General features: G+C 47.9%; 21 protein-coding genes. 8 read left to right on the top strand and 13 right to left on the bottom strand.

All coding sequences use genetic code 11. The features are described 5' to 3' along the window. The coding region (locus AZ66_RS01845; protein ID WP_044353355.1) for a spore germination protein at positions 1 to 448 on the bottom strand (448 nt) is incomplete at its 3' end. A 251-nt stretch (positions 449 to 699) separates the two neighbouring features. Here AZ66_RS01845 and AZ66_RS01840 point away from each other — a divergent pair. Further along, entirely contained in the window at positions 700 to 1,242 is a 543-nt protein-coding gene (locus AZ66_RS01840; protein WP_021260907.1) for a cob(I)yrinic acid a,c-diamide adenosyltransferase, read from the top strand. Between the two features lie 309 nt (positions 1,243 to 1,551). After that, on the top strand, positions 1,552 to 3,171 hold the full coding sequence (locus AZ66_RS01835) for a PTS sugar transporter (RefSeq protein WP_044353354.1): 1,620 nt from the start codon (positions 1,552 to 1,554) through the stop codon (positions 3,169 to 3,171). A gap of 162 nt (positions 3,172 to 3,333) precedes the next feature. On the opposite strand, the gene AZ66_RS01830 is transcribed toward AZ66_RS01835, so the two are convergent. From AZ66_RS01830 to AZ66_RS01780, 11 genes are all read right to left on the bottom strand, one after another. Then, on the bottom strand, positions 3,334 to 4,560 hold the full coding sequence (locus AZ66_RS01830) for a multidrug effflux MFS transporter (RefSeq protein ID WP_082061409.1): 1,227 nt from the start codon (positions 4,558 to 4,560) through the stop codon (positions 3,334 to 3,336). Positions 4,561 to 4,818: 258 nt separating this feature from the next. Beyond that, positions 4,819 to 6,348, bottom strand: a complete 1,530-nt coding sequence (gene ahpF / locus AZ66_RS01825; protein WP_044353352.1) for an alkyl hydroperoxide reductase subunit F — start codon at positions 6,346 to 6,348, stop codon at positions 4,819 to 4,821. 12 nt (positions 6,349 to 6,360) lie between these two features. Next, positions 6,361 to 6,924 (bottom strand): alkyl hydroperoxide reductase subunit C, encoded by a 564-nt coding sequence (gene ahpC, locus AZ66_RS01820; protein WP_021260903.1) that lies wholly within the window; start codon positions 6,922 to 6,924, stop codon positions 6,361 to 6,363. A gap of 477 nt (positions 6,925 to 7,401) precedes the next feature. Beyond that, entirely contained in the window at positions 7,402 to 9,165 is a 1,764-nt protein-coding gene (gene cydC, locus AZ66_RS01815) for a thiol reductant ABC exporter subunit CydC (protein ID WP_044353351.1), read from the bottom strand. Beyond that, the gene (gene cydD, locus AZ66_RS01810) at positions 9,162 to 10,892 is read right to left on the bottom strand and encodes a thiol reductant ABC exporter subunit CydD (protein ID WP_044353350.1); all 1,731 of its coding nucleotides are present in this window, start codon (positions 10,890 to 10,892) and stop codon (positions 9,162 to 9,164) included. Before cydD ends, cydC begins: the two co-directional genes overlap by 4 nt. After that, the gene (cydB, locus tag AZ66_RS01805) at positions 10,892 to 11,908 is read right to left on the bottom strand and encodes a cytochrome d ubiquinol oxidase subunit II (protein ID WP_021257329.1); all 1,017 of its coding nucleotides are present in this window, start codon (positions 11,906 to 11,908) and stop codon (positions 10,892 to 10,894) included. Before cydB ends, cydD begins: the two co-directional genes overlap by 1 nt. Further along, positions 11,895 to 13,298: a cytochrome ubiquinol oxidase subunit I gene (locus tag AZ66_RS01800; protein ID WP_021260900.1), complete on the bottom strand. Its 1,404-nt coding sequence runs from the start codon at positions 13,296 to 13,298 to the stop codon at positions 11,895 to 11,897. Before AZ66_RS01800 ends, cydB begins: the two co-directional genes overlap by 14 nt. 375 nt (positions 13,299 to 13,673) lie before the next feature. After that, on the bottom strand, positions 13,674 to 14,363 hold the full coding sequence (locus tag AZ66_RS01795; protein ID WP_021260899.1) for an ABC transporter permease: 690 nt from the start codon (positions 14,361 to 14,363) through the stop codon (positions 13,674 to 13,676). Further along, positions 14,356 to 15,279: an ABC transporter ATP-binding protein gene (locus AZ66_RS01790; protein ID WP_021260898.1), complete on the bottom strand. Its 924-nt coding sequence runs from the start codon at positions 15,277 to 15,279 to the stop codon at positions 14,356 to 14,358. Before AZ66_RS01790 ends, AZ66_RS01795 begins: the two co-directional genes overlap by 8 nt. 246 nt (positions 15,280 to 15,525) lie before the next feature. Continuing rightward, positions 15,526 to 16,461, bottom strand: a complete 936-nt coding sequence (locus tag AZ66_RS01785; RefSeq protein ID WP_156159868.1) for a sensor histidine kinase — start codon at positions 16,459 to 16,461, stop codon at positions 15,526 to 15,528. Between the two features lie 9 nt (positions 16,462 to 16,470). After that, the gene (locus AZ66_RS01780) at positions 16,471 to 17,175 is read right to left on the bottom strand and encodes a response regulator transcription factor (RefSeq protein ID WP_044353348.1); all 705 of its coding nucleotides are present in this window, start codon (positions 17,173 to 17,175) and stop codon (positions 16,471 to 16,473) included. Between the two features lie 317 nt (positions 17,176 to 17,492). Between AZ66_RS01780 and AZ66_RS01775 the strand changes: the two genes are divergently transcribed. After that, complete coding sequence (locus tag AZ66_RS01775) at positions 17,493 to 18,701, top strand: MGDG synthase family glycosyltransferase (RefSeq protein WP_044353347.1); 1,209 nt, start codon at positions 17,493 to 17,495, stop codon at positions 18,699 to 18,701. Between the two features lie 288 nt (positions 18,702 to 18,989). Here AZ66_RS01775 and AZ66_RS01770 read toward each other — a convergent pair whose 3' ends face one another. Next, complete coding sequence (locus AZ66_RS01770; RefSeq protein ID WP_231586697.1) at positions 18,990 to 19,553, bottom strand: hypothetical protein; 564 nt, start codon at positions 19,551 to 19,553, stop codon at positions 18,990 to 18,992. A 99-nt stretch (positions 19,554 to 19,652) separates the two neighbouring features. On the opposite strand from AZ66_RS01770, the gene AZ66_RS01765 reads away from it, so the two are divergent. From AZ66_RS01765 to AZ66_RS01750, 5 genes are all read left to right on the top strand, one after another. Beyond that, entirely contained in the window at positions 19,653 to 20,024 is a 372-nt protein-coding gene (locus AZ66_RS01765; protein WP_156159865.1) for a hypothetical protein, read from the top strand. 103 nt (positions 20,025 to 20,127) lie between these two features. After that, positions 20,128 to 20,259, top strand: a complete 132-nt coding sequence (locus AZ66_RS30325; protein WP_021257338.1) for a DUF4023 family protein — start codon at positions 20,128 to 20,130, stop codon at positions 20,257 to 20,259. 254 nt (positions 20,260 to 20,513) lie between these two features. Further along, positions 20,514 to 21,227 (top strand): GNAT family N-acetyltransferase, encoded by a 714-nt coding sequence (locus AZ66_RS01760; protein WP_197081637.1) that lies wholly within the window; start codon positions 20,514 to 20,516, stop codon positions 21,225 to 21,227. Between the two features lie 113 nt (positions 21,228 to 21,340). Continuing rightward, positions 21,341 to 21,886, top strand: a complete 546-nt coding sequence (locus AZ66_RS01755) for a PadR family transcriptional regulator (RefSeq protein ID WP_044353345.1) — start codon at positions 21,341 to 21,343, stop codon at positions 21,884 to 21,886. Next, on the top strand, positions 21,870 to 23,078 hold the full coding sequence (locus AZ66_RS01750; protein ID WP_044353344.1) for a cytochrome P450: 1,209 nt from the start codon (positions 21,870 to 21,872) through the stop codon (positions 23,076 to 23,078). Before AZ66_RS01755 ends, AZ66_RS01750 begins: the two co-directional genes overlap by 17 nt. Positions 23,079 to 23,225 lie beyond the last annotated feature (147 nt).

Below are 23,225 nucleotides of genomic sequence, written 5' to 3'. Positions count from 1 at the left end.
GCTGCGTGCCTTGCTGTGTACCTTGTTGCGTGCCTTGATGCGTGCCTTGTTGCATGCCTTGTTGCGTGCCTTGTTGTGAGCTAAATTGTGAACTGGATTGAACTCCGTTCGAGGATGCAAAAGTTGGTGCATATCCAGACCATGCAGCCCCCGATCCTCCCGACCAATCCGGCGTACCGTTTGCGCCCATGGAGCCTTGTGATGCAGCCGAATCTGCTTGTTGCGTGGATGTATCACCTTGCAAAACTTGGCTGTCGCCCAAGAGCGACTCCATCATAAAGTCGATTATAATCGCTTGATCGACTAGTCCATCCGTATATACTAATGCGATTCTTTGCTCGCCTTTGCCCCCAACTCGCAATTCACGAATCACAATATCAGAACTATTGCCGAGCTTCGTCCGAATATAATCCAGATTGCGTTGTAAGCTTGCTTGCAGCTGATCCATAGACGTCATTCCTCACTTCTGCAGTTGATCGCATGCCTGCTTGTTGTGCTGCGGGCCTTCCGCCGACAGCCATAGATTCTGCTTTCCAGTATTGCCGTGCGTTCAACCAGATAAACCGCCAGCCGATTCATACCCGCCCTCTTAGTGACAGGCCTTCCCCTCAGTGATACTATGGGAGTAATATATGCTACCAAGATTATGCCAGCACGCTGGAAAGATGCATGCCGGCTCATACAGGAGGGACAGCCAACATGGCGACACGAACCAGAGGAATGACGCTCGTATATACAGGTGATGGCAAAGGGAAGACGACAGCAGCAGTCGGGCTATGCGTCAGAGCGGTTGGACATGGCTTCAAGGTACTAATGCTCCAGTTCATCAAGAGTCCCAAGCGCTCTTACGGAGAACAGGCTTCGCTGGAGAAGCTGGGTGTTGAAGTAAGACAGCTGGGGATCGGATTTACTTGGCTGAAGACACCGGAGGAGCATCGTGAAGCATTCAAGCAGGCATGGGCAATTGCGAAGCAGGAGATCCAGTCTGGTGATTATGATCTCATCGTACTGGATGAATTAAACAACGCACTTGCAATTACAAGCTTCCCTGTTGATGATGTTCTGCCAAGGACTGAGATCATCGAAGTGATTAAGAATCGTCGCGAGCATCTGAATATCGTGGTCACAGGACGTTCAGCTTGTCCCGAAATCATTGAAATCGCAGATCTCGTATCGGAAATTCAGCCTGTGAAGCATTACTATGAAGAAGGCATTCCTGCCGTGCTGGGCCTTGAATTTTAATTTTCATTCTATCTATCTCTCGATTATTCCCTTCATCAAGGCTGCATGTCCCTACGCTCTCTACCTAGAGACAAGCAGCCTTGTTCTACTACCTGCTTCACTCTCAGTAAACTGCGGCAGCAACCTCACATCCCTGTCTCACTCTCCATCATTCCTTATTGCACAATCCGCCTATTTTATAAAATCAGGAGCGATTATTCCTTTTTATTCCATACTGTATAGATTGTTACTTTAACCATTTACCACTTTACTATAATATAGGGAAATAGATTAGATAGCTTCTTTCTACCACAGACAGGAGGATCGTTTATGGAAAAAACAATCGCAATCATCGGAAGCAGCGGAGGCAACCTATATAACTTAGGAGGCAAAGACCCTCTTAAGCTGCTCCAAGAACTTGTCATCCAATTGGAGAGTGCCGGAATCGGCTGCGGGGCGATTCAATTCGTTGGCGCAGACGCTTCAATGGACAACGCCAAAGGCTCTACGCAGGCCGCCCTATATGGCTGGGATGAGACGCTCCAGGCTCCGAAGCGACTTGCAGAAGGATCACTAGATGAGATCAATCAAGTTGCCACTCAATTGGATCAAGATATTGCGGCGCAGATTCACCAGGGTCGTATTGGCGCACTCATTATGATGAGTGCAGATCCTACCCGCACCAACGCATATACCGTGGAGGCAGCAATAGATATGAACCTGCCGATCACAGGAACTGGCGGTACGTCCATGGCCCTCACCAGTGCCAAGGGGGCGAATGTGCTGGCTGTGTCTGGCACGACCGGAACGACGAATCGTACAAGAGCAGTCACGTTCGTGACCACACTATGTCAGCAATGGGGATTGACCTATCGGCCAATTATCGGCGCAACCGCTGATGCCACGTCTGGCAGAACAGGAGAGGGCTCGCCTTGGAGACGCATTAGCATACGCGGCATTATGCTCGCCTCTCTGCCCGGCTTTATTGCAATGGCACTGCTGCTGGCCTTAAGTAAAATTCCTGCACTGGCCGGACTTAGCGAGATATTCGACATTATGATTAAGGCGCTCCCTGTCGTTCTGGCAGCTATTGCAGCAAAGCAAATCTCGGATCTCGATGAGGTATCCATCGTCTCAGGTATCATCGCCGGAGTCATGTCCGTCGAGGGCGGCATTATTGGAGGAATCATTGGGGGGATTGGGGCTGGACTGCTCGGGCATGTTCTCTTTCGCAAATGTGTGCAGTGGCGCTTCCCTGCTACAACTGTCAACATTGTCGCCGGCGGACTCTCCGGTTTAATTTCTGGGCTTATCGTCTATTTCATGATTGCTCCAATCGCCCTTCAAGCCGGTGAAGGTATTCGCTGGCTGCTGGAAGCAGCTGTATCTACAAGCTCAATGCTAGCCGGACTGCTCGCTGGGCTGCTTATATGGCCTGCGATTCTAGGCGGTGTATATCATGCAGCCATCCTGCCCATTGTCCTGCTCGAAATGGAACGAACCGGGAACAGCTTCCTTGGAGCTGTAGACATGGCTGGACTTGTCATGGTGTCTGCCGGTATCACGTTAGCGAATATATTTGCCCCGCGTGATAAGGGAGAAGCCGCTGTCGCCGTACCTGGCTTTCTGATCAATATCGGGTTCGGCACATTCGTAGAAGCAGCGTATCCCTTCATGTTCTCGAACAAATTCATCTTCGGCGGTGCTATCGTATCAGCAGGGCTGGGCGGCTTATTGGTCGGAATGTTCGAAGTACAAGGCACTGCATACGTTCCTTCGTTCATGGCGCCTCTATTATCCAATAATATGACTGGATTCATCGTTGCGATGGTCGGGAGCCTCTTATCTGCCTTCATGATTACTTTGACCGTCAACCAACTGTCACGCAAATCCAAGCGGCTTGAGCATATGACCAAGCAAGAGGCGCACACCGACAATCTTGCCGGATAAGCCAAGCATTCATGTCTCAACCCTCAACCCATTACCAAACTAAAAAGCGCTGGAGATTTCGCGAACCATTCGCTTGCTCCAGCGCTTCTGTAAGTGGACATACATATAAATGAAAATTACATGATATGAATTCAACTGTTTACAAGAAACAAGTATATGACGTTACCGCTTGCGAATCATGAACAAGTAGCTCAGTACCGCGCCTAGTCCGCAGCATGCAATAACAACACCCATCGGAACGGCTGTATGGCTGCCAGCAATGCCGACAAGCGGAGCAGCAAGCGAGCCTGCAATGAAGGACATCAAGCCCAGCATAGCCGACGCGCTTCCAGCCCTCTCCCCTTGGCTCTGCATCGCTAAGGAGAAGCCAGCTGTATTTACTACCCCTGTACTTGATACAACGATGAACAAGGCAATGACAACCGCGATTAACGGTGCATGCAGCAGTATCGCAGCTAAGAGCAGCAGACCACCGCTGACGGTTTGCACAATCCCTGCAATGAAGAGCTGCTTCTCATGGAAGCGAGTCGCCAAGCGGCCCGTAATTTGTGTCGCAATGATGAGCCCAAGGCCATTGAGTGCGAAAAACAGGCTATATGCTTGCGGGGATGCGCCGTAAATTTCCTGCAGCACGAATGGCGATCCCGATATATAACCGAACATCGCCGCGAATACGAATCCTTGTGTGCAGGCATATCCCATAAATTCACGATCAGACAGCAGTGTACGGAAGGTTGCCATCGTCGTGCGCAGCCCGCCGGTAGAACGGCGCTCAGGCTGAAGTGTCTCCGGTAAACCGAACCATGCTGCGATCATCATAAGCAGACCGAGCAAGCCGAGCACGATAAACACCCCATGCCAAGTCGTAAACTGAAGCAGCTGCCCTCCAGCAATCGGCGCTAATATTGGAGCCAACCCGTTAATAAGCATGAGCAGCGAGAAGAACTTCGTCAGTTCACTGCCCGAATACATATCGCGCACCATGGCACGAGCAATGACAATGCCTCCAGACCCAGCCATGCCCTGAATGAAGCGAAGGGCAATCAGGCCCCCTATGGACGGAACAATAGCACAGAGAACAGAAGCTATCACATAAATGGCAAGTGAGAGGATCAGCGGCTTCCGGCGCCCTCTTGCGTCACTAAGAGGTCCAAGCATCAACTGACCAAGAGCTAAGCCCAAGAGACAGGCAGTTAAGCTCAATTGCGCGAAGGAAGTGCTCGTCTGCAAGTCACTCGCCAACATCGGCAGAGAAGGCAGATACATATCAATCGACAACGGACCAATCGCTGTCATCGACCCAAGAATAACGGCCATGGACAGTCTCTGCTTCCGAGTAGGTGCAGACAAGGCTGAGGCCGTGTTACTGTGTTGCACAGGTATACTCATAGATGGTTATTCAATTCCTTTCTTAAATCGTAATCGCGGCTGTAACCAACAATACAAGATATGTCAATTTCAACCTACATACATGTAACCATTATAGTTACAACATTATAGCGAATCAACCCTAAATCCTGTAAAGTTCTCTCTACTCCACATTTAATAGGAAAATAACAACAGCCCCCACTTCATGTAAGAAATGAGGGCCGTCGCTCGCTTGACCTGCCACGAGGCAAGAAGCGTATCTATTCATGATGATATCGATTAATTGCGAATGAGATAATCGAATGCACCCAATGCTGCTGTAGCACCAGATCCCATCGAGATGATGATCTGCTTGTATGGGCTATTCGTGCAATCGCCGGCTGCAAATACGCCAGGTACGCTTGTTGCACCATGGCTGTCTACTACGATTTCACCCATGCGAGTGCGTTCAACGGTATCAGCTAACCAGTCTGTGTTCGGCACAAGACCAATTTGTACGAATACGCCTTGCAGCTCAACATGCTTCGTCTCCCCTGTAGCGCGATCGATATAGGAAATGCCGTCAACCTTGTCTGTACCGGTAATTTCAGATGTTTGCACGTTCTTCAATACCGTTACATTCGGTAGGCTGTACAAGCGATCTTGCAATACAGCGTCGGCTTTCAGTTCTGGAGCGAACTCAAGTACCGTCACATGTTTCACAATACCTGCAAGGTCAATTGCGGCCTCAATACCAGAGTTGCCGCCGCCAATGACTGCCACATCCTTGCCTGTGAACAGAGGTCCATCACAATGCGGGCAGTAAGCTACCCCTTTGTTCTTGAACTCTGCTTCACCAGGGACGCCGACGTTCCGCCAACGAGCACCTGTCGATACGATGACGGTCTTACTTCTCAGTACAGCACCGTTTTCGAGTTCAATTTCGATAAGATCCTTCTTCTCCAAGCGTTTCGCACGCTGAAGCTTCATGACATCGATATTGTACTCTTTCACTTGATTTTCAATATTCGCTACGAGCTGAGGACCTTCAGTGTATTTCACACTGATAAAGTTCTCAATGCCAAGCGTATCGTTTACCTGACCGCCGAAGCGCTCTGCAACGATACCTGTGCGAATCCCTTTGCGTGCTGCGTAAATCGCCGCACTTGCACCTGATGGTCCACCGCCAATAACAAGAACATCGAATGGCTCTTTATTATCGAACTCGGATGCATCTGGAGCCGTACCAAGCTTCGCCAAAATTTCTTCAATGGTCATACGTCCGCCGCCGAAGAATTCGCCGTTCAGGTATACGCTAGGCACAGACATAACGTCCTTGCTCTCTACCTCTTCCTTGAATACGGCACCATCAATCATCGTGTGCGAAATGCCAGGGTTGAGGATGCTCATCAGGTTCAGCGCCTGAACAACATCCGGACAGTTATGGCAGCTCAGGCTGATATAAGTTTCAAACTTATATTCGCCGCGAATGTTATTAATTTGATCAATCACACTCTGCTCTACCTTAGGGGCTCTGCCGCTAACTTGCAGCAAAGCCAATACCAAAGAGGTAAACTCATGTCCGAGCGGAGTACCAGCGAAAGTAACGCCTGTATCTTCACCTACACGGTTCACACTAAAGCTTGGAGTGCGGGACAACTGTGTCTTCTCCACAGTAATCCGAGACGACATGCCAGCGAGTTCCTCCACCAAGGACAGCATCTCCGAAGACGCATCATCAGAGCCTGCGCTGACCTTGAGCACAATATCTCCCTCAAGAAGCTGGAGATATTGTTCGAGTTGTGATTTGATATCTTGATCTAATGCCATTGTAAGGACTCCTTAGATTTTGCCCACGAGGTCAAGGCTTGGCTTCAATGTTTGGCCGCCTTCTTGCCATTTCGCTGGGCAAACTTCACCTGGATTGTTGCGAACATATTGTGCCGCTTTGATCTTGTTGATAAGAGCACTTGCATCACGGCCGATGCCGCCAGCGTTGATTTCAGCTGCTTGGATGATTCCATCTGGATCGATAATGAACGTACCGCGGTCTGCAAGACCATCTTCTTCGATCAATACGTCGAAGTTGCGGGAAACGATATGGGATGGGTCGCCGATCATAATATATTCAACCTTGCCGATAGCCTGGGAGCTTTCATGCCAAGCTTTGTGCGTGAAGTGTGTATCTGTAGATACGGAGTACACTTCAACACCCAATTTCTTCAGCTCTGCGTATTGGTTTTGCAAGTCTTCGAGCTCAGTAGGGCAGACGAATGTGAAGTCAGCTGGATAGAAGCATACTACGCTCCATTTACCTTTAAAGTTCTCTTCTGTAACTTCGATGAATTGACCTTTTTGGAATGCATTTGCTTTGAATGGTAGTACTTCTTTTCCGATAAGTGACATAGTTACTATCTCCTCTACTTTGATTTATGGTTTATTTAGAGCATGTCGGAAACAACATACTCGATTGATGCACTTTATAATAATTATTATTAACTAAACGCTTCAATCTGTCAAGCTATTTTATAATAATTATAATATGAAAATGATATTCTTTCTCATTTGAGTCATAATTCTGACATACCTTCTTCATTATGCTGTTAAATAAGGTGAAGTATACATCTCTTATCCTCAGGTGAACGCTAAGCTACAGCTAACTACTATTTATTACCCTATTTGAACCGTTAGCAATCTCCTTCATTAACAATTCGCTCACCCCATCCATCTTCCTTCCTGTTCATGAAGAACAGAAGCAAATCGAAGCAAAAAAGTACTTATATTGAAAAATAGCACCAGAGTACGTCACTCTGATGCTATCGAGACTTTTTCTATTTCTACTATATAGAAGCATAAAAGGCAAAGCCTCAAACGCTATGAAGATTACAGCAACCCTTTGCCCGGACGATCCAAATGATACAAGTTGCGGTATCGCGGATATTGCTCCATAAGCTCGGCATGAGAACCGCGCATTTCCACCTGGCCATTTTCGATAAAGACGATCTCATCCATCTGCTCAACACCAACAAGATGGTGGGTAATCCAGATGAGCGATTTTCCCTTCATCGTCTCGAACATGGTCGCCAGCAGCTCCCGCTCCGTCTTCGGATCGAGGCCAACTGTCGGCTCATCGAGAATGACGACCGGCGTACGTTGAAGCAGTACGCGCGCCAGCGCGATGCGCTGCCGCTCCCCTCCGGAGAAGCGCTGACCGGTCTCCATCATCGCCGTATCGTATCCTTTCGGAAGAGAAGCGATCAGTGTATTCAGCTTCACTTGTTCCGCTACCTGGCGAATCTCTTCATCCGAAGCACTGCGCCGTCCTAGACGAATATTGTTCGCTACTGTCGTATCAAACAGATGTGGACGCTGATTCAGCACAGACAGAATCTCCGGGATATGCTCGCCATATTCGTTAGCGCGAACATCATTGATCATGACGCTGCCAGACTCCGGTACCACCGCACCTTGAATTAAGGTAGATAATGTTGACTTTCCGGCACCGCTGCGTCCGATAAGCGCAATCTTCTTGCCTTGCGGTATATCAAGCGATACCCCACTAATCGTCAAGGAGGCTGATCCTGCATGCCGGAAGCTGACTTGATCCAAGCGGATATGGGCAGACTTTCGTGCTTGCTGCAGCAGCTCTGGCTTCACATTCGCTGCGCTGCCGACAGCTTGTTCCACAGGCGCCTCTCCCATGCCCGACAGACGTTCCAACGAATCTTCATACTGAGGAAGCTTCTCTACCGCTTCCGATACCGGCAGGAAGGCGTCCATCAATGGGAACACCACAAGACCGAACGCCGCAATCATAACAGCAGGCATATTTCCATCAGCCGCTTGGCCGCCAGCCCAGTACACCATCGTAATGACCGTCAAGCCGACGACAGATTGTGCGACTAGCGTTCTCCATCGCGCCCACATCCGTAAATCTCGGTCAATACGAGCCACCCTCGCCTCATCTGCTTCATAGGAGTCGACAAATTGAGAAGCGCGTCCGCTAATGACCCAGTCGCTCATACCAAGTACCGCATCTGTCAGCTTCCGATATAGTCCACTGCGCTCCTGCTTCATTAGGCGGTTCTTCCGACGTGTGAACCATAGCGATATCCACGGCAGAATGAAGACGAGTACGGCAATATACAGTGCCATCAGCAGTGCGAACGGGAGATCAAACCAGCCGAGGGCCGCGATCCCTGCCGCATACATCACAATCGCGACAATGCTCGGAAAAATAGTACGTACATAGACATTTTGCAAATGTTCAATATCATCTGCCAGCACACCAAGCACATCCCCTGTGCGGAATCGGGAGCGGATGAACAAGGCTTGCGGCTCCAAAATCCGGTACAAGCGCACACGCATCTTTGATAAGATGCGAAGTACGGCATCATGACCTACAAGCCGCTCTACATAATGCACAACGGCTCTGCCAATACCAAATGTGCGCACAAGCACAATCGGTACATACACCATGAGAATGTTCTCCGGACGTGCGGCTGATTTGGATATTAAAAATCCAGAGGTGAACATGAGCGCGCTCGCGCACAGTACTGTCAGCATGCCGAGGAAAATAATGAGCGCGAAGCGACCGCAGTAGCGCCGCAAATAAGGACGCAGCCATTGATTCTGTTCACGTGTCACAATATCCCCTCCTGCTGCGAAATCAACATGCTGTAATACACGCCTTGGCGTTCAAGCAGCTCCTGGTGCGTACCTGCCTCTGCTATCCTTCCATGATCCATGACGATAATCCAATCCATATCTTCCATCCAATGCAGGCGATGCGTCGCAAGGAAGACCAGCTTGCCTTCGAACAGCGATAGCATCGTCTGCTTGAGCTCATATTCTGTCTCAATATCCAGATGGGCCGTAGGCTCATCCAGCATCATAATCGGTCTGTCGCTCAGGAATGCACGAGCAAGCGCCACACGCTGCTCCTGTCCGCCGCTAAGAGAGCGGCCTCCATTGCCAATAAGCTCATCCCGACCATTTGGCAGCTCAGCAGTCAATGTAGACAAGCCAGCTGCTGCAAGGGCGCGATCCACTTCTTCATCAGAAGCTTCAGGCGCATAGAATCGGATATTGTCCGCAAGCGACACGTTGAAAAGATACGGATGCTGTGGAATATAAGTCGTCAGCTGACGCCAAGCTTCCTCATCAAGCGATGACACGTCCATGCCGTTCAAGGTGACCTGTCCTGATGTCGGACGAAGGAAACCACCAAGCACATCAATGAGCGTAGACTTGCCTGCCCCGCTCTCGCCGACAATGCCGACTTTCAGAAGACCCGTCACCTCACACGTTACATCCTTCAGTGAAGACGGTCCATCCGCTTCATGCTTCACACCTATGCCGGACAAGGCGATTGTGCTGTCCTGCGTCCAAGCAAGAGAGGACGGAAGCTGTGAGACACTTCCCCCTACTTCAGTTTCATGTTTAATGATCGCATCAATTGCTTTTCCAGCTTCTTTCCCGTTCAATGTCGCGTGATAATCCGCACCAACCATGCGAACAGGCAGGAAATACTCAGGGGCTAGAATCAGCACCGTAAGCCCCGTCACTAATGTCATTTCTCCATTAATAAGACGAAGACCCAGGCCAACCGCTACAGAGGCCACGGATAACATCGTAAAGAAGTCAAGGGCGAAGGAGGAGAGAAAAGCTACACGAAGCGTACGCATTGTCGCAGAGCGGTACTTGTCACTCACTTGCCCAATCGTATCACTGTGCTTGCGGCTCTGCCCCAGAAAACGAAGCGTCTCCAAGCCCCGAAGCGCATCGACAAAGTGGTTCGATAAAATGCGGTACGACTCCCATTGTCGATCCATCTGCTTACGCGCAGCAAGCCCAACTAGTATCAGAAATACAATCAAAATCGGCAGCGTCACAATCAAAATAATACCGGACGCCATATCTAGCGTGAGTACATAGAGTAGGATGAGAATTGGCGTAATGCCCGTACCCATCATCCGAGGAAGAATCAGTTCCACGTACGTACGGAACTGGGAGACCCCTTCAAGCACAAGAGTAACGAGATTGCCCGTACCTTCTGACTTGGCGAAGCGAGGCCCATACTGGAACAACTTATCCATCAACTGACGCCGCAAGTTTACCCCTGTCTTCTCGGCGAAGTTGTAGGCTACCTTCTGCATAAGCAAGGTCGTCACTTGACGGACGGTAAACGCAAGCAGGAACAGACCCATATTTGCGGCTTGTTCCTGCAACGGCGCGCCGGCAAACAGGGCGGAGATAACCTCCGCCAGCTTGATTGCCAGACCTATGATGGATAGTGTTTGCACAAGAGTAAGGACGGCAATGATGAACATCGTCGGCCTTGCTCCATCATACTTGAGCAAATTTTTATCCATTAGTATTCTAAATGCTCCTTCTCGTGAAGCCGTTTATGGAAGACGAAATAACTCCAAATTTGATATCCTAGAACGAATGGCAGCAAGGTTAGAGCTACAATCGTCATAACTTTCAATGAGTATTGCCCAGAAGCGGCGTTATGAATCGTTAAGTCGAATGCCTTATCAATCGAGCTAATCATAACACGCGGGAATAATCCGATAAAGACAGAGGCGATCGATAGAATGATAACTCCGCCCGTCATGCCAAATGCCCAGCCATCGCGCTTCTTCGCCATGAAGTAGCCAGCGAGCACATAAACAATAACCCCAACTACAGCAACAGCTGTTAAGATCCCACCGCGAACCTCAAATACATCCGTCTTGAAGTACGTCATAGCACCGAAAGCAACAAACAATACCGCCAAAGGCACTAGCAGCATCTTCGCTTGCTTACGTGCGCGCTCCTGCAAGGAGCCAATTGTGCGCAGTGTTGTGAACATCAAGCCATGCACGAGGCACAGTACCGTAACGGTTACCCCGCCAAGCAATGTATACACATTCACCATATCGAACAGTCCAGCCTTCATTTCCATCTGGCCGTCAATTGGCAAGCCTTGAATCAGCCCTGCGAATACAACCCCGCACAGAAATGGAGGAAGCAGACTTCCTAAGAAAATCGCCCAATCCCAAGACTTCTTCCAGCGTTCTGTCTCTTTCTTGCCGCGGAATTCGAATGCGACACCGCGTCCAATCAATGCAAGCAGCAAAACGACAAACGGCGTGTAATATCCGCTAAAAAGCGTAGCATACCAGTTCGGGAACGCAGCGAACATCGCCCCGCCGGCCGTAAGCAACCATACTTCATTGGCATCCCAGAACGGACCGATCGAGTTGATTAATACGCGTTTCTCCCCATCTGTACGGGCCAAGAACTTCGTCGACATGCCGACACCGAAGTCGAAGCCTTCCAAGAAGAAGAATCCGACAAATAACACTCCAACTAGTAGAAACCACAATTCATTAAGAGATAACATGTTGTCCCTCCTGATCAAACGGGTCATTCGAATGTTCTGCCTTCATTACTTCATTCGGACCCTTTTTGATGACACGAACGAACAAATACACAAGCACGATAGCAAGTACGGTGTAAATTGTCGAGAATGCGATAAGCGAGAATAGCACTTGACCGCCCGACACACTCGGCGAAATACTGTCTTCTGTCCGCATGAGACCGAATACCGTCCATGGCTGACGGCCAATTTCCGTCATAATCCAGCCTGCTGTGTTCGCAATGAACGGCAATGAGATTGCATAGAGCATGAAGCGCATGAACCACTTATTCGGATTGCCCAGCTTCTTGCGTGCTGCCAAGAACCAGCCATACATGCCAAGCAGAATCATCAATGTTCCGGCAAGAACCATGATGCGGAAGCTCCAGAATGTTGTCTTCACCGGCGGAATGTAATCGCCAGGGCCATACAGCTGTTCATATTCCGCTTGCAATTCCTTCATCCCGCGGACTTCTCCGGAGAACTTACTATAAGATAGGAAACTAAGCAAGTATGGAACTTTGAATTCCATGCTGTTCTCTTGCTTGTCCGTATTGATTGCTGCAAATACCGTCCACGGCGCAGGATCGCCACTTGTTTCCCACAAGCCTTCACTTGCCGCCATCTTCATTGGTTGGGTATGCATTAAATATTGTGCCTGCTGGTGACCGAAGACCGCAACCAGAATGGAAGAGACCGTAGCCACGATAACACCAATCTTGAACGATTTTTGGAAGAAAGAAACGTCCTGCTTCTTCAGCAGTTTATAAGCACTCACCCCAGTAATCAGGAACGCCCCTGTTGCAAATGCCCCGAAAACCGTATGTGGGAATTCAACAAGCAGCTGACCATTCGTCAGCAGCGCGAAGAAATCGTTCATTTCCGCACGGCCATTGTTAATCTCGAATCCGACCGGACGCTGCATGAAGGAGTTCGCCGCCAAAATCCACAAGGCGGACAACGTTGTACCGATGGCTACAAGCCAAATGCACAGGCAGTGCACCTTCTTCGATAAGCGATCCCATCCAAATATCCATAATCCGATAAACGTTGATTCCATAAAGAATGCCAGCAATGCTTCAATCGCAAGCGGCGCACCGAACACGTCCCCGACAAAGCGAGAATAGTTCGACCAGTTCATTCCGAACTGGAATTCCTGAATAATACCTGTGACAACACCGACACCGAAGTTAATGAGGAACAGCTTCCCCCAGAACTTCGTCATCTTCTTGTACTCTTCATTTCCCTTGACGACATACATCGTCTCCATCATTGCGATGAGCAATGCTAGACCAATCGATACCGGTACGAAGAAGAAGTGAAAAATCGTCGTCGATGCAAACTGAATGCGCGATAATAAGATCGTATCCCACATATCGTTGTCCTTCCACCTTTCTATTTATACTCTCAATTCCTATGCTGAATAGGCTGTAATGCCTGCGTCGAACACGGGATCAATGACGTTGATTACATGTTCCAGTTGTATTCTGTCAGATACAGAAACGCTGCAATGTGATATTTATCACAATTATAAAGCAATTACTTGATCAAAATAAGAACTTTGTGTCAAATTTCACAAATATAGTCGAAAAAAAGTGAAAAAAAGAAGAAAAAAGACATTGTGCCTTCTTTCCTCTTTACAAACAGCCCGCAATGTGCTGCACCTTTTTTCCAGAACTCTTCTGAAATTTGTCACCAATTTGGGCATGCCACATCTCTGTCACAACAAGGTATTTCGCTGCATCTATTTTTATTTATACAGGTCGATCGTATCAATCTTGCGAATCGTCAAGTAACCAATCACTACACCAAGCGCAGCAAAAGCAAATGGCACTGCGATAATGGACCACAAGGTAAATCCGCCAGTCGACGAGCCTAGAAAGGCTGCAATTAGAATGGAGCTCGTAATGGTCGCCGCCGCTGAATATTTGCGCATGCCGAACCATAATGGAATCAGACTTAAGCAGCTTGCTGCTAAGGAGTTGATAACACTAGTTGCCACTTGATGCGTAACCATACTTATTGTCGCCGTGCCAGGTACAGTGTGCGCATAAGAATTGTATAAGAGGAATCCACTGATAAGTACAATATTTGATAGAATAATGGCTATAAAGGTGTACAAGACCACAATGATCAGCTTAGCTGTCATGAGCTTTTTCCGTGGAATCGGGTACATGAACATGACCGTTATAGACTTGCTCTTGAACTCATCAATAACCATTCGGCTTAGCAATACCGAGGCCGTAATAATGAAGGCAACCTTCACAAACGTATCGATGATACTGAATACTTCGGATATATTATGGAACGCGATATCGCGTGTATCTCCATAGATTCCAAGCAAAATAAAGAGGAAAATCCCAATCGTGACATACATGGCCGTACGTATATAGGTAGCAAACCGGAATTTCTTCAGTTCCAGTCGAATGAGCTTATTCACGAGCATCCCCTCCATTCAACAGCTTCATAAAGTAATCCTCCAAGGAATGATGCTTCTTATGGACAGACTCTACCATGACATCGTTCATAACAAATGCCTTCGTAATATCTTGCTGGGACACCCCCGATTGATAGATGCGGATGATCCGGTTGTCCGTAATGCGGAAATTCGAAATATGCATGACTTCTTCAAGTACATAGGCTGCCTTGCTCGCATTATCAGTGATGACCTCAATGAATTCGGACTGCTGCGCCCGAACCCGCTCCATTGGCACTTCCTCCAACAGCACCCCATGGTTAATGACACCGATCGTATCTGCAACCAGCTCCATTTCCCCTAAGATGTGGCTGGAGATCAAGAGCGTAATGCCGAACTCGCGTGACAGCTTCTTGAACAGGTCACGTATCTCCCTAATCCCAATTGGGTCAAGACCATTAATCGGCTCATCCAGGAGCAGCAGCTCTGGCTTGATCGATATGGCCCTCGCGATGCCTAGACGCTGCTTCATCCCAAGGGAGAAGTCCTTCACCTGCTTGCGTTCAATGCCGTTCAGCCCTACCAGTTCCAGTGCATCCTCAATCGCCTTCTTATTATGGTAGCCCATGTATTCGCAATGAAGCTCCAGATTCTCCTGCGCAGTAAGACGATCATAGAAGATTGGCTGCTCAATAATTGTCCCCATGCGAGATAGCAAGGAATAGGATGTGGGTGTCATCTTCTCGCCGAACATCTCAATCTCACCGCTCGTTGGCTGCAAGAGATTCGTCATCATTTTCATAATCGTTGTCTTCCCCGCCCCATTGGGGCCAAGGAATCCGTATATCTCGCCTTTCTTAATATTCATGCTCACATTCGATACGACATCTTTGCCTTGATAATTCTTCGTCAAACGATGCGTCCGTACAAGGAAGGTCATTTCATTTACCCCTCTCATCTCTTCTGATGTCCTCATTGTATCGATTAGCTATTTCTTATTTCTTACCTAATCCTTACGAATTCCTTACGTTCTTTCCGTCTTGACATACAAATAAGGTCCGCAGAGTGCCATACTGGTTACAGCACAGCAAATCTCTTCGAACCTTGTGACCCTTCCTTCAATGCCAATAGACCTGAACTATCTATTCATTCGCAGCCAGCACCGGCCGGTTTCTCGTAGAATACCTCAAGACATTCGCAGGAGCTTAATTGTAAAAATCGTTTTCTTAAAAGGTTTACTATGAAGTTCTATTGATCCGCCCATTGATTCAGCGAGCCGCTTCGTGATCGTTAACCCCAGTCCGCTGCCTTCGTAATTTTTGTTGCGGGAATCCTCCAGTGTATACATGCGCTCAAAAACACGGTCTTGGTGCTGTTCCGGAATCCCCTTGCCACGATCCCATACATCAACGAACAGATGCGTATCATCACTGCGCAGAGCTATGCCCAGCACACGGCCATCAGCCCCATACTCTATAGCATTGGAGATGAGATTGTTCAGCATGCGATCCAGTGCGTCTTCATTCCCTCTCGCATAGAGAGAGGCTTCCGGAATCTGAATATCAACCTCGAACCCCCTCTTTGTAAGCCGCTCATAAAATTGGAGAATATTTTTGCGGCATAGCTCGCTCATATCGACTCGAGTCAGCTCGACATGCTTGTCCCCAGATTCTAGCTTCGCTAAATCAAAAAAGGTATGTATAAGCTCGATCACTTCTACCGTCTTGCCATGCACCCGTGTGAGCAGGCGATTCCGTTCTTCGTCACTGATGCGTTCATTGCTCAGATTCAACGTCTCCAAGTAACCAAGTACAACGGTAAGCGGGGTCTTCAAATCATGAGAGATGTTCGATATCATCTTCCTCATCGCGATCTCCGTCTTCGCATAATTCGCCAGTGCCTTCTCATGATCGACCAGTAATTCATTTATTTGCTCAATGACCCCAATAATCTGCTTATCATCCGTGAACAGCAGGAGCTTCTCCGCAGATTGCGTTCGATGAATTTGTTCCAGCTTTTTTTGAATTTCTGTTAATTGCTGATTGCGTCTTGAATGATTCACACGCTGCGTGTAGACTACGATCAACAGGATTACCATACATATAGATAAAAGGCCCGTTATCATCATTGCTCAACCTTCCCACTTGTAGCCAATCCCCCACAAGGTCTTAATATAGGTAGGATTCGACGGATCGTCTTCAATCTTCTCCCGCAGCCGGCGAATGTGAACGTTAATGACATTTTCATCGCCATAGTATTCATCGTTCCATACAAATCCATATATTTGTGCTTTTGTGAACACACGATTCGGGTTGGTTACGAATAACTTTAAAATATCGAATTCTTTGGAAGTGAGTTTCATAGTTTCTTCTTGCTTCTGTACAAGATAATTATCAAGATCGATTAGCAGTTGGCCTGCCTGAATGACGTTCTGTTCGGGCATTGGCTTCACCGCATCGATCTGAACGTACTTCGTAGCGCGTCTAATTGCCGCCTTGATTCTCGCAGAGATTTCTAGCATCGAGAAGGGCTTCGCGATATAATCATCTGCGCCGAAGCCAAGTCCGAGTGCCTTGTCTACATCGCTGTCCTTCGCGGACATAATGAGAATTGGAATTGCGCTCCGCTCTCGAACAAGCTTAATCATCTCAAATCCATCTAGCTTCGGCATCATCAGATCGACAATCATCATATCGTATGTGTCAGAGGTGAACTTGGCCATGCCTTCTTCACCATTGGTTGCGGTCACTACATAAAATCCTTCCCTACTCAAATAATCCGATACCATTTCTACAATAGAAGCGTCATCTTCTACGATCAACAGCTTATGCTGCATGCCAGACTCACACCTTTCTCAGACCTTCTCGTTCATTATAGAACAATTACTTAATTTTGGGTCAAATCCTATTGGAAAAGGTAAGTAATAAAAAAAGCCAAAAATCCTCATAAATAGGACCAATAGCGGATGGAACTGGAAAAGAGTCCGGACAGCATGCCCGACTCAGGTCTAGGATATAACCGAACTGAGGGCCATTTTCATGAATGAGGAGTTAGGATACGATATTAGTACCAGATAACAAGGAAACGATTGGCAGCTATGCGCAATCGAATAAATAGACGAAGACTCAACTACGGCGAAGGAGTGTTATGAACATGTTCGAACGGATGGAAGCACCGTCCACACCGGGCAGGGCGAAGGTGCTTGTACTATCAGGCTCGATTGGCCACGGCCATATGCAGACTGCACAAGCAATTAAAGAAACGGCTGAACGTTGGTACGGCACAGAAGCAGATGTACACGTTGTTGATTATATGGAGCAGGTATCTCCTCACTTGCACAGTGTCGGCACGTATTGCTTCGTACAATGGGTGAAGCTGTTCCCTAGCATGTACGGGTATTTGTTCAATATGACTCGCAAGGATCGTAAGCTAGCACAGTTATTGAAGGGAGTCCGCTTCACAAGCTTGCGCCCGCTGATAAAGCTCGTAGAGCAGATGAAGCCAACTGTCATTGTCAGTACGTTCCCTGCTGCCAGTGCAGCAGTATCGAAGCTGAAGGAGCGCGGCATGATTGATTGCCCAGCTGTCACGGTCATTACTGACCATACAGATCACAGCTTCTGGCTGCATCCCTATACAGATTTATATTTAGCTGGCTCTGAAGATGCCAAGACGCAATTGATTGAGCAGGGTGTTCCTCAATCCCGCATTCAAGTGACGGGAATTCCAGTTCGTCCCGCCTTCTATGAATCGTATTCGAAGACAGAACTGCGCAAGAAGTATGAACTTGATTCCTCCAAGCTGACCGTTCTCCTGATGGGCGGTGGCTGTGGTTTGATGGATCCATCCGTGCTGGATGTCATCGAGCAAGCTGGATGGGCACAGGATATGCAATTTATCATCATTTGCGGCAGCAACGATAAGCTTCGTTCACAATTAGAACGCTGGGCCGAATCCAGCCCGCTGCATGTTCGTATTGAAGGCTATGTGAAGCCTGTGCACGAATATATGGCGATGTCCGACCTAATGATTACGAAATCCGGCGGTGTTACTACCTCCGAGGCAGTTGTCCAACAGCTGCCACTGCTCGTCTATAAGCCACTTCCTGGTCAAGAACAGGATAACATTCGCTACTTGCTGCGCAGTGGGGTGGCCTGCTGTGCGGAGGATGCAGAAGAATTGGTTGCGCAGTTGTCGATCTTCTCCCGATATCCGGAGACACTGCAATGGATGCGGGAGCGCGCACAAGAAGAGGCTCCACGTTCCCCATTCCATGCGATGGATGCGATCGTGAATGCCCAGAGATACTCCTTATCGCGACGCCACACAATGGAGCAATGGCTGAACGAGACAATTGTGTAACTTTTTAATTTGCTTTGCAATTTATCTTCACCTACCACATTGGGCTATTCGCTTTATACAACGTATAAAGCAGGATAGCTCTTTTTTCAGGTCTGTGCACCTGGCATTTTGCTTTATACTGCACGATCACATATCATATGAGTAACCATCAGATGCTATCTTTCACGAAATTTGTTAGGAGTCATATAGAGACAGTGTAATAATATGATCTAATAAAAAAGGAGGGAGTGTGATTTGACCGAATAAAAATAGACCTCACCGCGTGAGGCCTTTATGTATAAGTCCGATTTATTCAAAACAAGCGGAATAGATTGCTCCTGCACCAAAAAAACCCAATAAAGCGTCTATTATTTCCTGACCAGCAGTTTTGGCTGCATCTTGCACACCCATTTTGATAGCTTCCATCGTAGACAAGCCCATTCCTTTGGCCACTTTGTAGGTTTCCAGCATTTTTGTCACGAACTTCACGGTTCCGCCGCCCGCTTTAATGGCGTCTTTTATTTTTGCAATTTTGGCTGGTGCAAAAATAAGACCTACCAAAGCCCCCCCTACAGCAGATATGCAGCCAAAAGTTCCGCTTGATGTATATTCGGAGATTCGAAACTCCGTATTCGTATTAAACCACTCCATGATCGCTTCCGGACCGCGCTCAATGACATCATCAGGTATTCTTTCGATTGCAGCAAGAGCTTTTTCCACTTCAACGAAATTCGGATCAGCCTGTGAAATTTCAGCACTAACTGGCAAGCTTGCTTGACTTGCTGCTGCACTTGCCGCGCTCCCCCACGAGAACACAGCAACTGCAATTGCGGTGACCAGCGACAATGCCTTCATTCCAAAACCTTTGAACATGGTTCTACCCCCTTCCAACAGGAAATATTATACACCTACCATGTTATCATGATGTATAATATTGTCAATAATAGATTTTTCAAACAGGAGTGGTTTAAATTGAAAAAAACAACAGTCAATTACATTCTGTTGGCGATCATCGTAGCATTTGCCGTTTTTGCGTACTTTTTCATCCCCAATCCTCTCATACAGGAGATTGCCGTTTCTGGCGCCATTTTATATTTCGCAATTATGATGCTCCTACTCAGAATAAGGGACGATAGGGAGCAGCCAGATAGAGCGAATAAAAAGACGGGGATTTACTCAGAATTTTACAGAGGAGTTTACATCGGTTTCGGTATCGTTCTAGGCATTAATTTTTTTATTCACCTATTTGCCGATGATGAAACCATGAAAATTACATCTAGAGTGTTCACATGTACCTATGCCGCTATTTTAGGCATTTTCTATTTGACAACGAGGAACAAGTAACAGGAGCCGTAATTCAAGAATAAAGTACTACTTATGGTGGACATGATTTTCCCTTCAACCGGTTATAGTATCAAGGAATGCCTAACAAGGAGGGATCTGTTCAATGGAAGACACCAAGCAATTCGTGGATAAGCTGCATGAAGACCAGCAGAAGGCAAAGCGCAACCAGCAGCGCCATGGCGAAGGCAACCCGGGTTCGAGCTTGCCGGGAAAGCAGCACAGCACTAACAAATAAAAAAAGAAAAGCCGCGCAAAAGATCCCGAAGCCGCATTCAATCGCGGTAAGGAGTCCTGCACGGCTTGTTTACTATATAAGGGATATCATTCAATCTGCATACTCGAACTTTATCTACAACGACAACGGAAGGACGGGCACATGCGTTGACTTACACGAATGCGCAGCAGTACGATAGACTGGAGGTTTCCGAAATTCGGCCCACTAAATGAACAAGCAAGGAAAGCCTAACGTGGAGCCTTTTACATTGAATCATGATCCGAGGTGGAACCATTTGTAATTCAAGAGCAAGTCACCCTAACGTTACAACGAACAGAACTGCCGATCCTTACTCCGTAAAACTACGCCGCACAGATATCCGCCAAGCTGCTGTCGTCCTTGCGCAAGGCTTCATGGATGACCCGCTATATGAGCACATGCTTCCGGAACGGACAACCCGCCTTGAAGTGCTCATCATCTTCTTCCGCAACTATATTGCCATGCTGTATGAGGAAGCTGACTTGTATGCAACGTCCAAACGGCTTGAAGCCGTTGCCCTCGTGTTCCGCTCTGAGCGGGCAGGAGTGTCCCGGTTCTCACATGCAAAGTACTTGTACCGAATTGCTTGTGCTATTATCAAATCAATCCCGATGTGCCGTTATATCAGCTTCCATCAATTTATACGTGGATTGTCAACGCTTAACTCCATGAGCTCCGCCTGGATTTCCGAACTGAACGAGCAGGATTATATCCATTTGGACATGCTTGTCGTGCAGCCGCAATTCCGCGGTCAGGGTTTCGTCAGCCAATTGATGAGGCCCTTGCTCTCTGAATGCGATGAGCGTGGCATTCCTTGCACGCTGGAGACACATAACCCGAGCAACATTGCCTTGTATGGACATTATGGGTTCGAAGTGGTGGATACAATCCCAATGCCCGGGAACAGCGTATCCCAACAATACTGCATGGTATATCGTCCCGACAAATAGATAATTCACACTTTTTACATGTATTTACATTTACTACGCCGCATATGATCAATTATCCCTGAGCATAGGTTAAAATAACCTATGCTCTAATTTATATACGAACAGGAGGACATATGTACATCGATATATTGTTGCTTCATCATCTCATGATTAAGCCCAAGCACGGCTATGAGGTAAAGAAGCAGTTGGAGCGTCTGTTCGCTGACACCATCCGTGTCAACAACAATATGCTCTATCCCTCCCTTCGCAAGTTCGAACAGATGGGGGCCATTACGAAAGAAGTGGACGCCCGGCCTGGGAAGCCTTCCCGCCACATGTACGCCATTACTGAGCTAGGAAAAAAGATGTTCCATAAGCTGCTGCGGGAATTCCCCCCGGAATTTGCAGCTCATGAGAATGAATTCATTGTTCGCGTTAGTTTGTTCGATTATTTGCAGCCTCCCGAACAGCAGGCGATTTTGAACGCCCGAACCGATTATCTTCGCAGCCAACTCGAAATCATTACCCAAGGACAGTCACTCACCGAAGGCAAACCTTTCGCCATAAGCACGTTTCAATTCCTGATCAAGAAGCTTCGAGACGAACTGAACTGGATCGAAACTCTTAACGACCAGCTATACAATTACGGAGGAGGTAAATCAATTGAAAACAAAGGGTGAAATTTTTATTCATGAGATTACTGGGTTCAAAACGAAAGAGCAGTTGTGGAATCCGTATGCCTGGTTCCAGCATATGCGTGAAAAGAACCCTGTCTATTACGACGCAGAGCAAGATGTGTGGAATGTATTCCGCTATGAGGATGCAAAACGAGTTCTCTCGGATCATCAACTCTTCTCCAGCGTACGCGAGCGGAGTATCGTCCCCGTTCCGAGGGATAACAGCGGTATCAGCCTGACCCTGTCGGATCCGCCGATACATCGGAAGCGCCGTGCGCTTATTGCCAAAGCATTCGTTCCACGCAGCTTGGATCAGTGGAAACCGAAAATTCAAGCAATCGTCGATGGATTACTTGACAACATGCAATCACAGAGCACGGTGGACATTGTGAAGGCATACGCTGTCCCGCTGCCTGTGACCGTAATTGCCAACCTGCTTGGCGTGCCGTCACGCGATTGGGCACAGATCAAACACTGGTCCAATATTTTGTTCATGGGCCATCATCGGGGCAGCATTGAGCAGCAGAAGCTTCAAAAAGACACGGCCATAAAAGAATTCTCAGCATATTTACTCCCCCTTGTTTTGGAGAAACGAGCACACCCTCAAGACGACATCTTGTCCGACCTGACCATGGCAGAATACGAAGGAAGCCGACTGACCGATGAGGAAATCGCAAGAACTGGTATCGGCCTCTTGGGTGCCGGAAATGAAACGACAACTACACTCATAACGAATTGTTTCTATAGTCTGCTCTATGATCAACCGTCTGCCTATAAAGAGCTGCGCCAACATCCTGAGCTTACCCCGCAAGCGATCGACGAAACACTGCGCTACCGGTTCCACATATCCATTGATCGTACAATCACGCAGGATACGAATGTGTTCGGCCCGCCTATGAAGAAGGGGCAGATCGTGATCGCTTGGATGAGTTCCGCGAATCGGGACGACAGACAATTTGACCATCCAGAGAAATTTGATATTCATCGCATAGGCAACGACAAGCATTTGACCTTCGGCAGCGGCCATCACTTCTGTCTTGGCGCACCACTTGCCCGGCTGGAGGCAGAATATGCGCTAACATCCTTCGTTAAGCGGTTCCCTTTCGCTTCCGCATCGGATACCTTCCACCTTGACGAGCATATGCCTGATCACAGCCACAAACTCTCCAGCCTGCCGATCCGAATTCATAGATAGTCCATTTCCTTCTCCAACTCTACCTTTCCGCAACAAGAGAACGCTTCGCCGTATTTTTAGCAAATTCGACAATTTTTTTAAATGAACTTACAGAAGTCAATCCGCCCCGTTGCATTTCTATCAACCTTTCGATATGCTAAAGATAAC

This window comes from Paenibacillus sp. E194 (genome assembly GCF_000935845.1).
GTDB classification, from domain to species: Bacteria; Bacillota; Bacilli; order Paenibacillales; family Paenibacillaceae; genus Paenibacillus_B; species Paenibacillus_B alvei_B.
The sequence above is the reverse complement of the archived record's forward strand: the minus strand, read 5'-3'. Positions and strand labels throughout refer to the sequence as shown.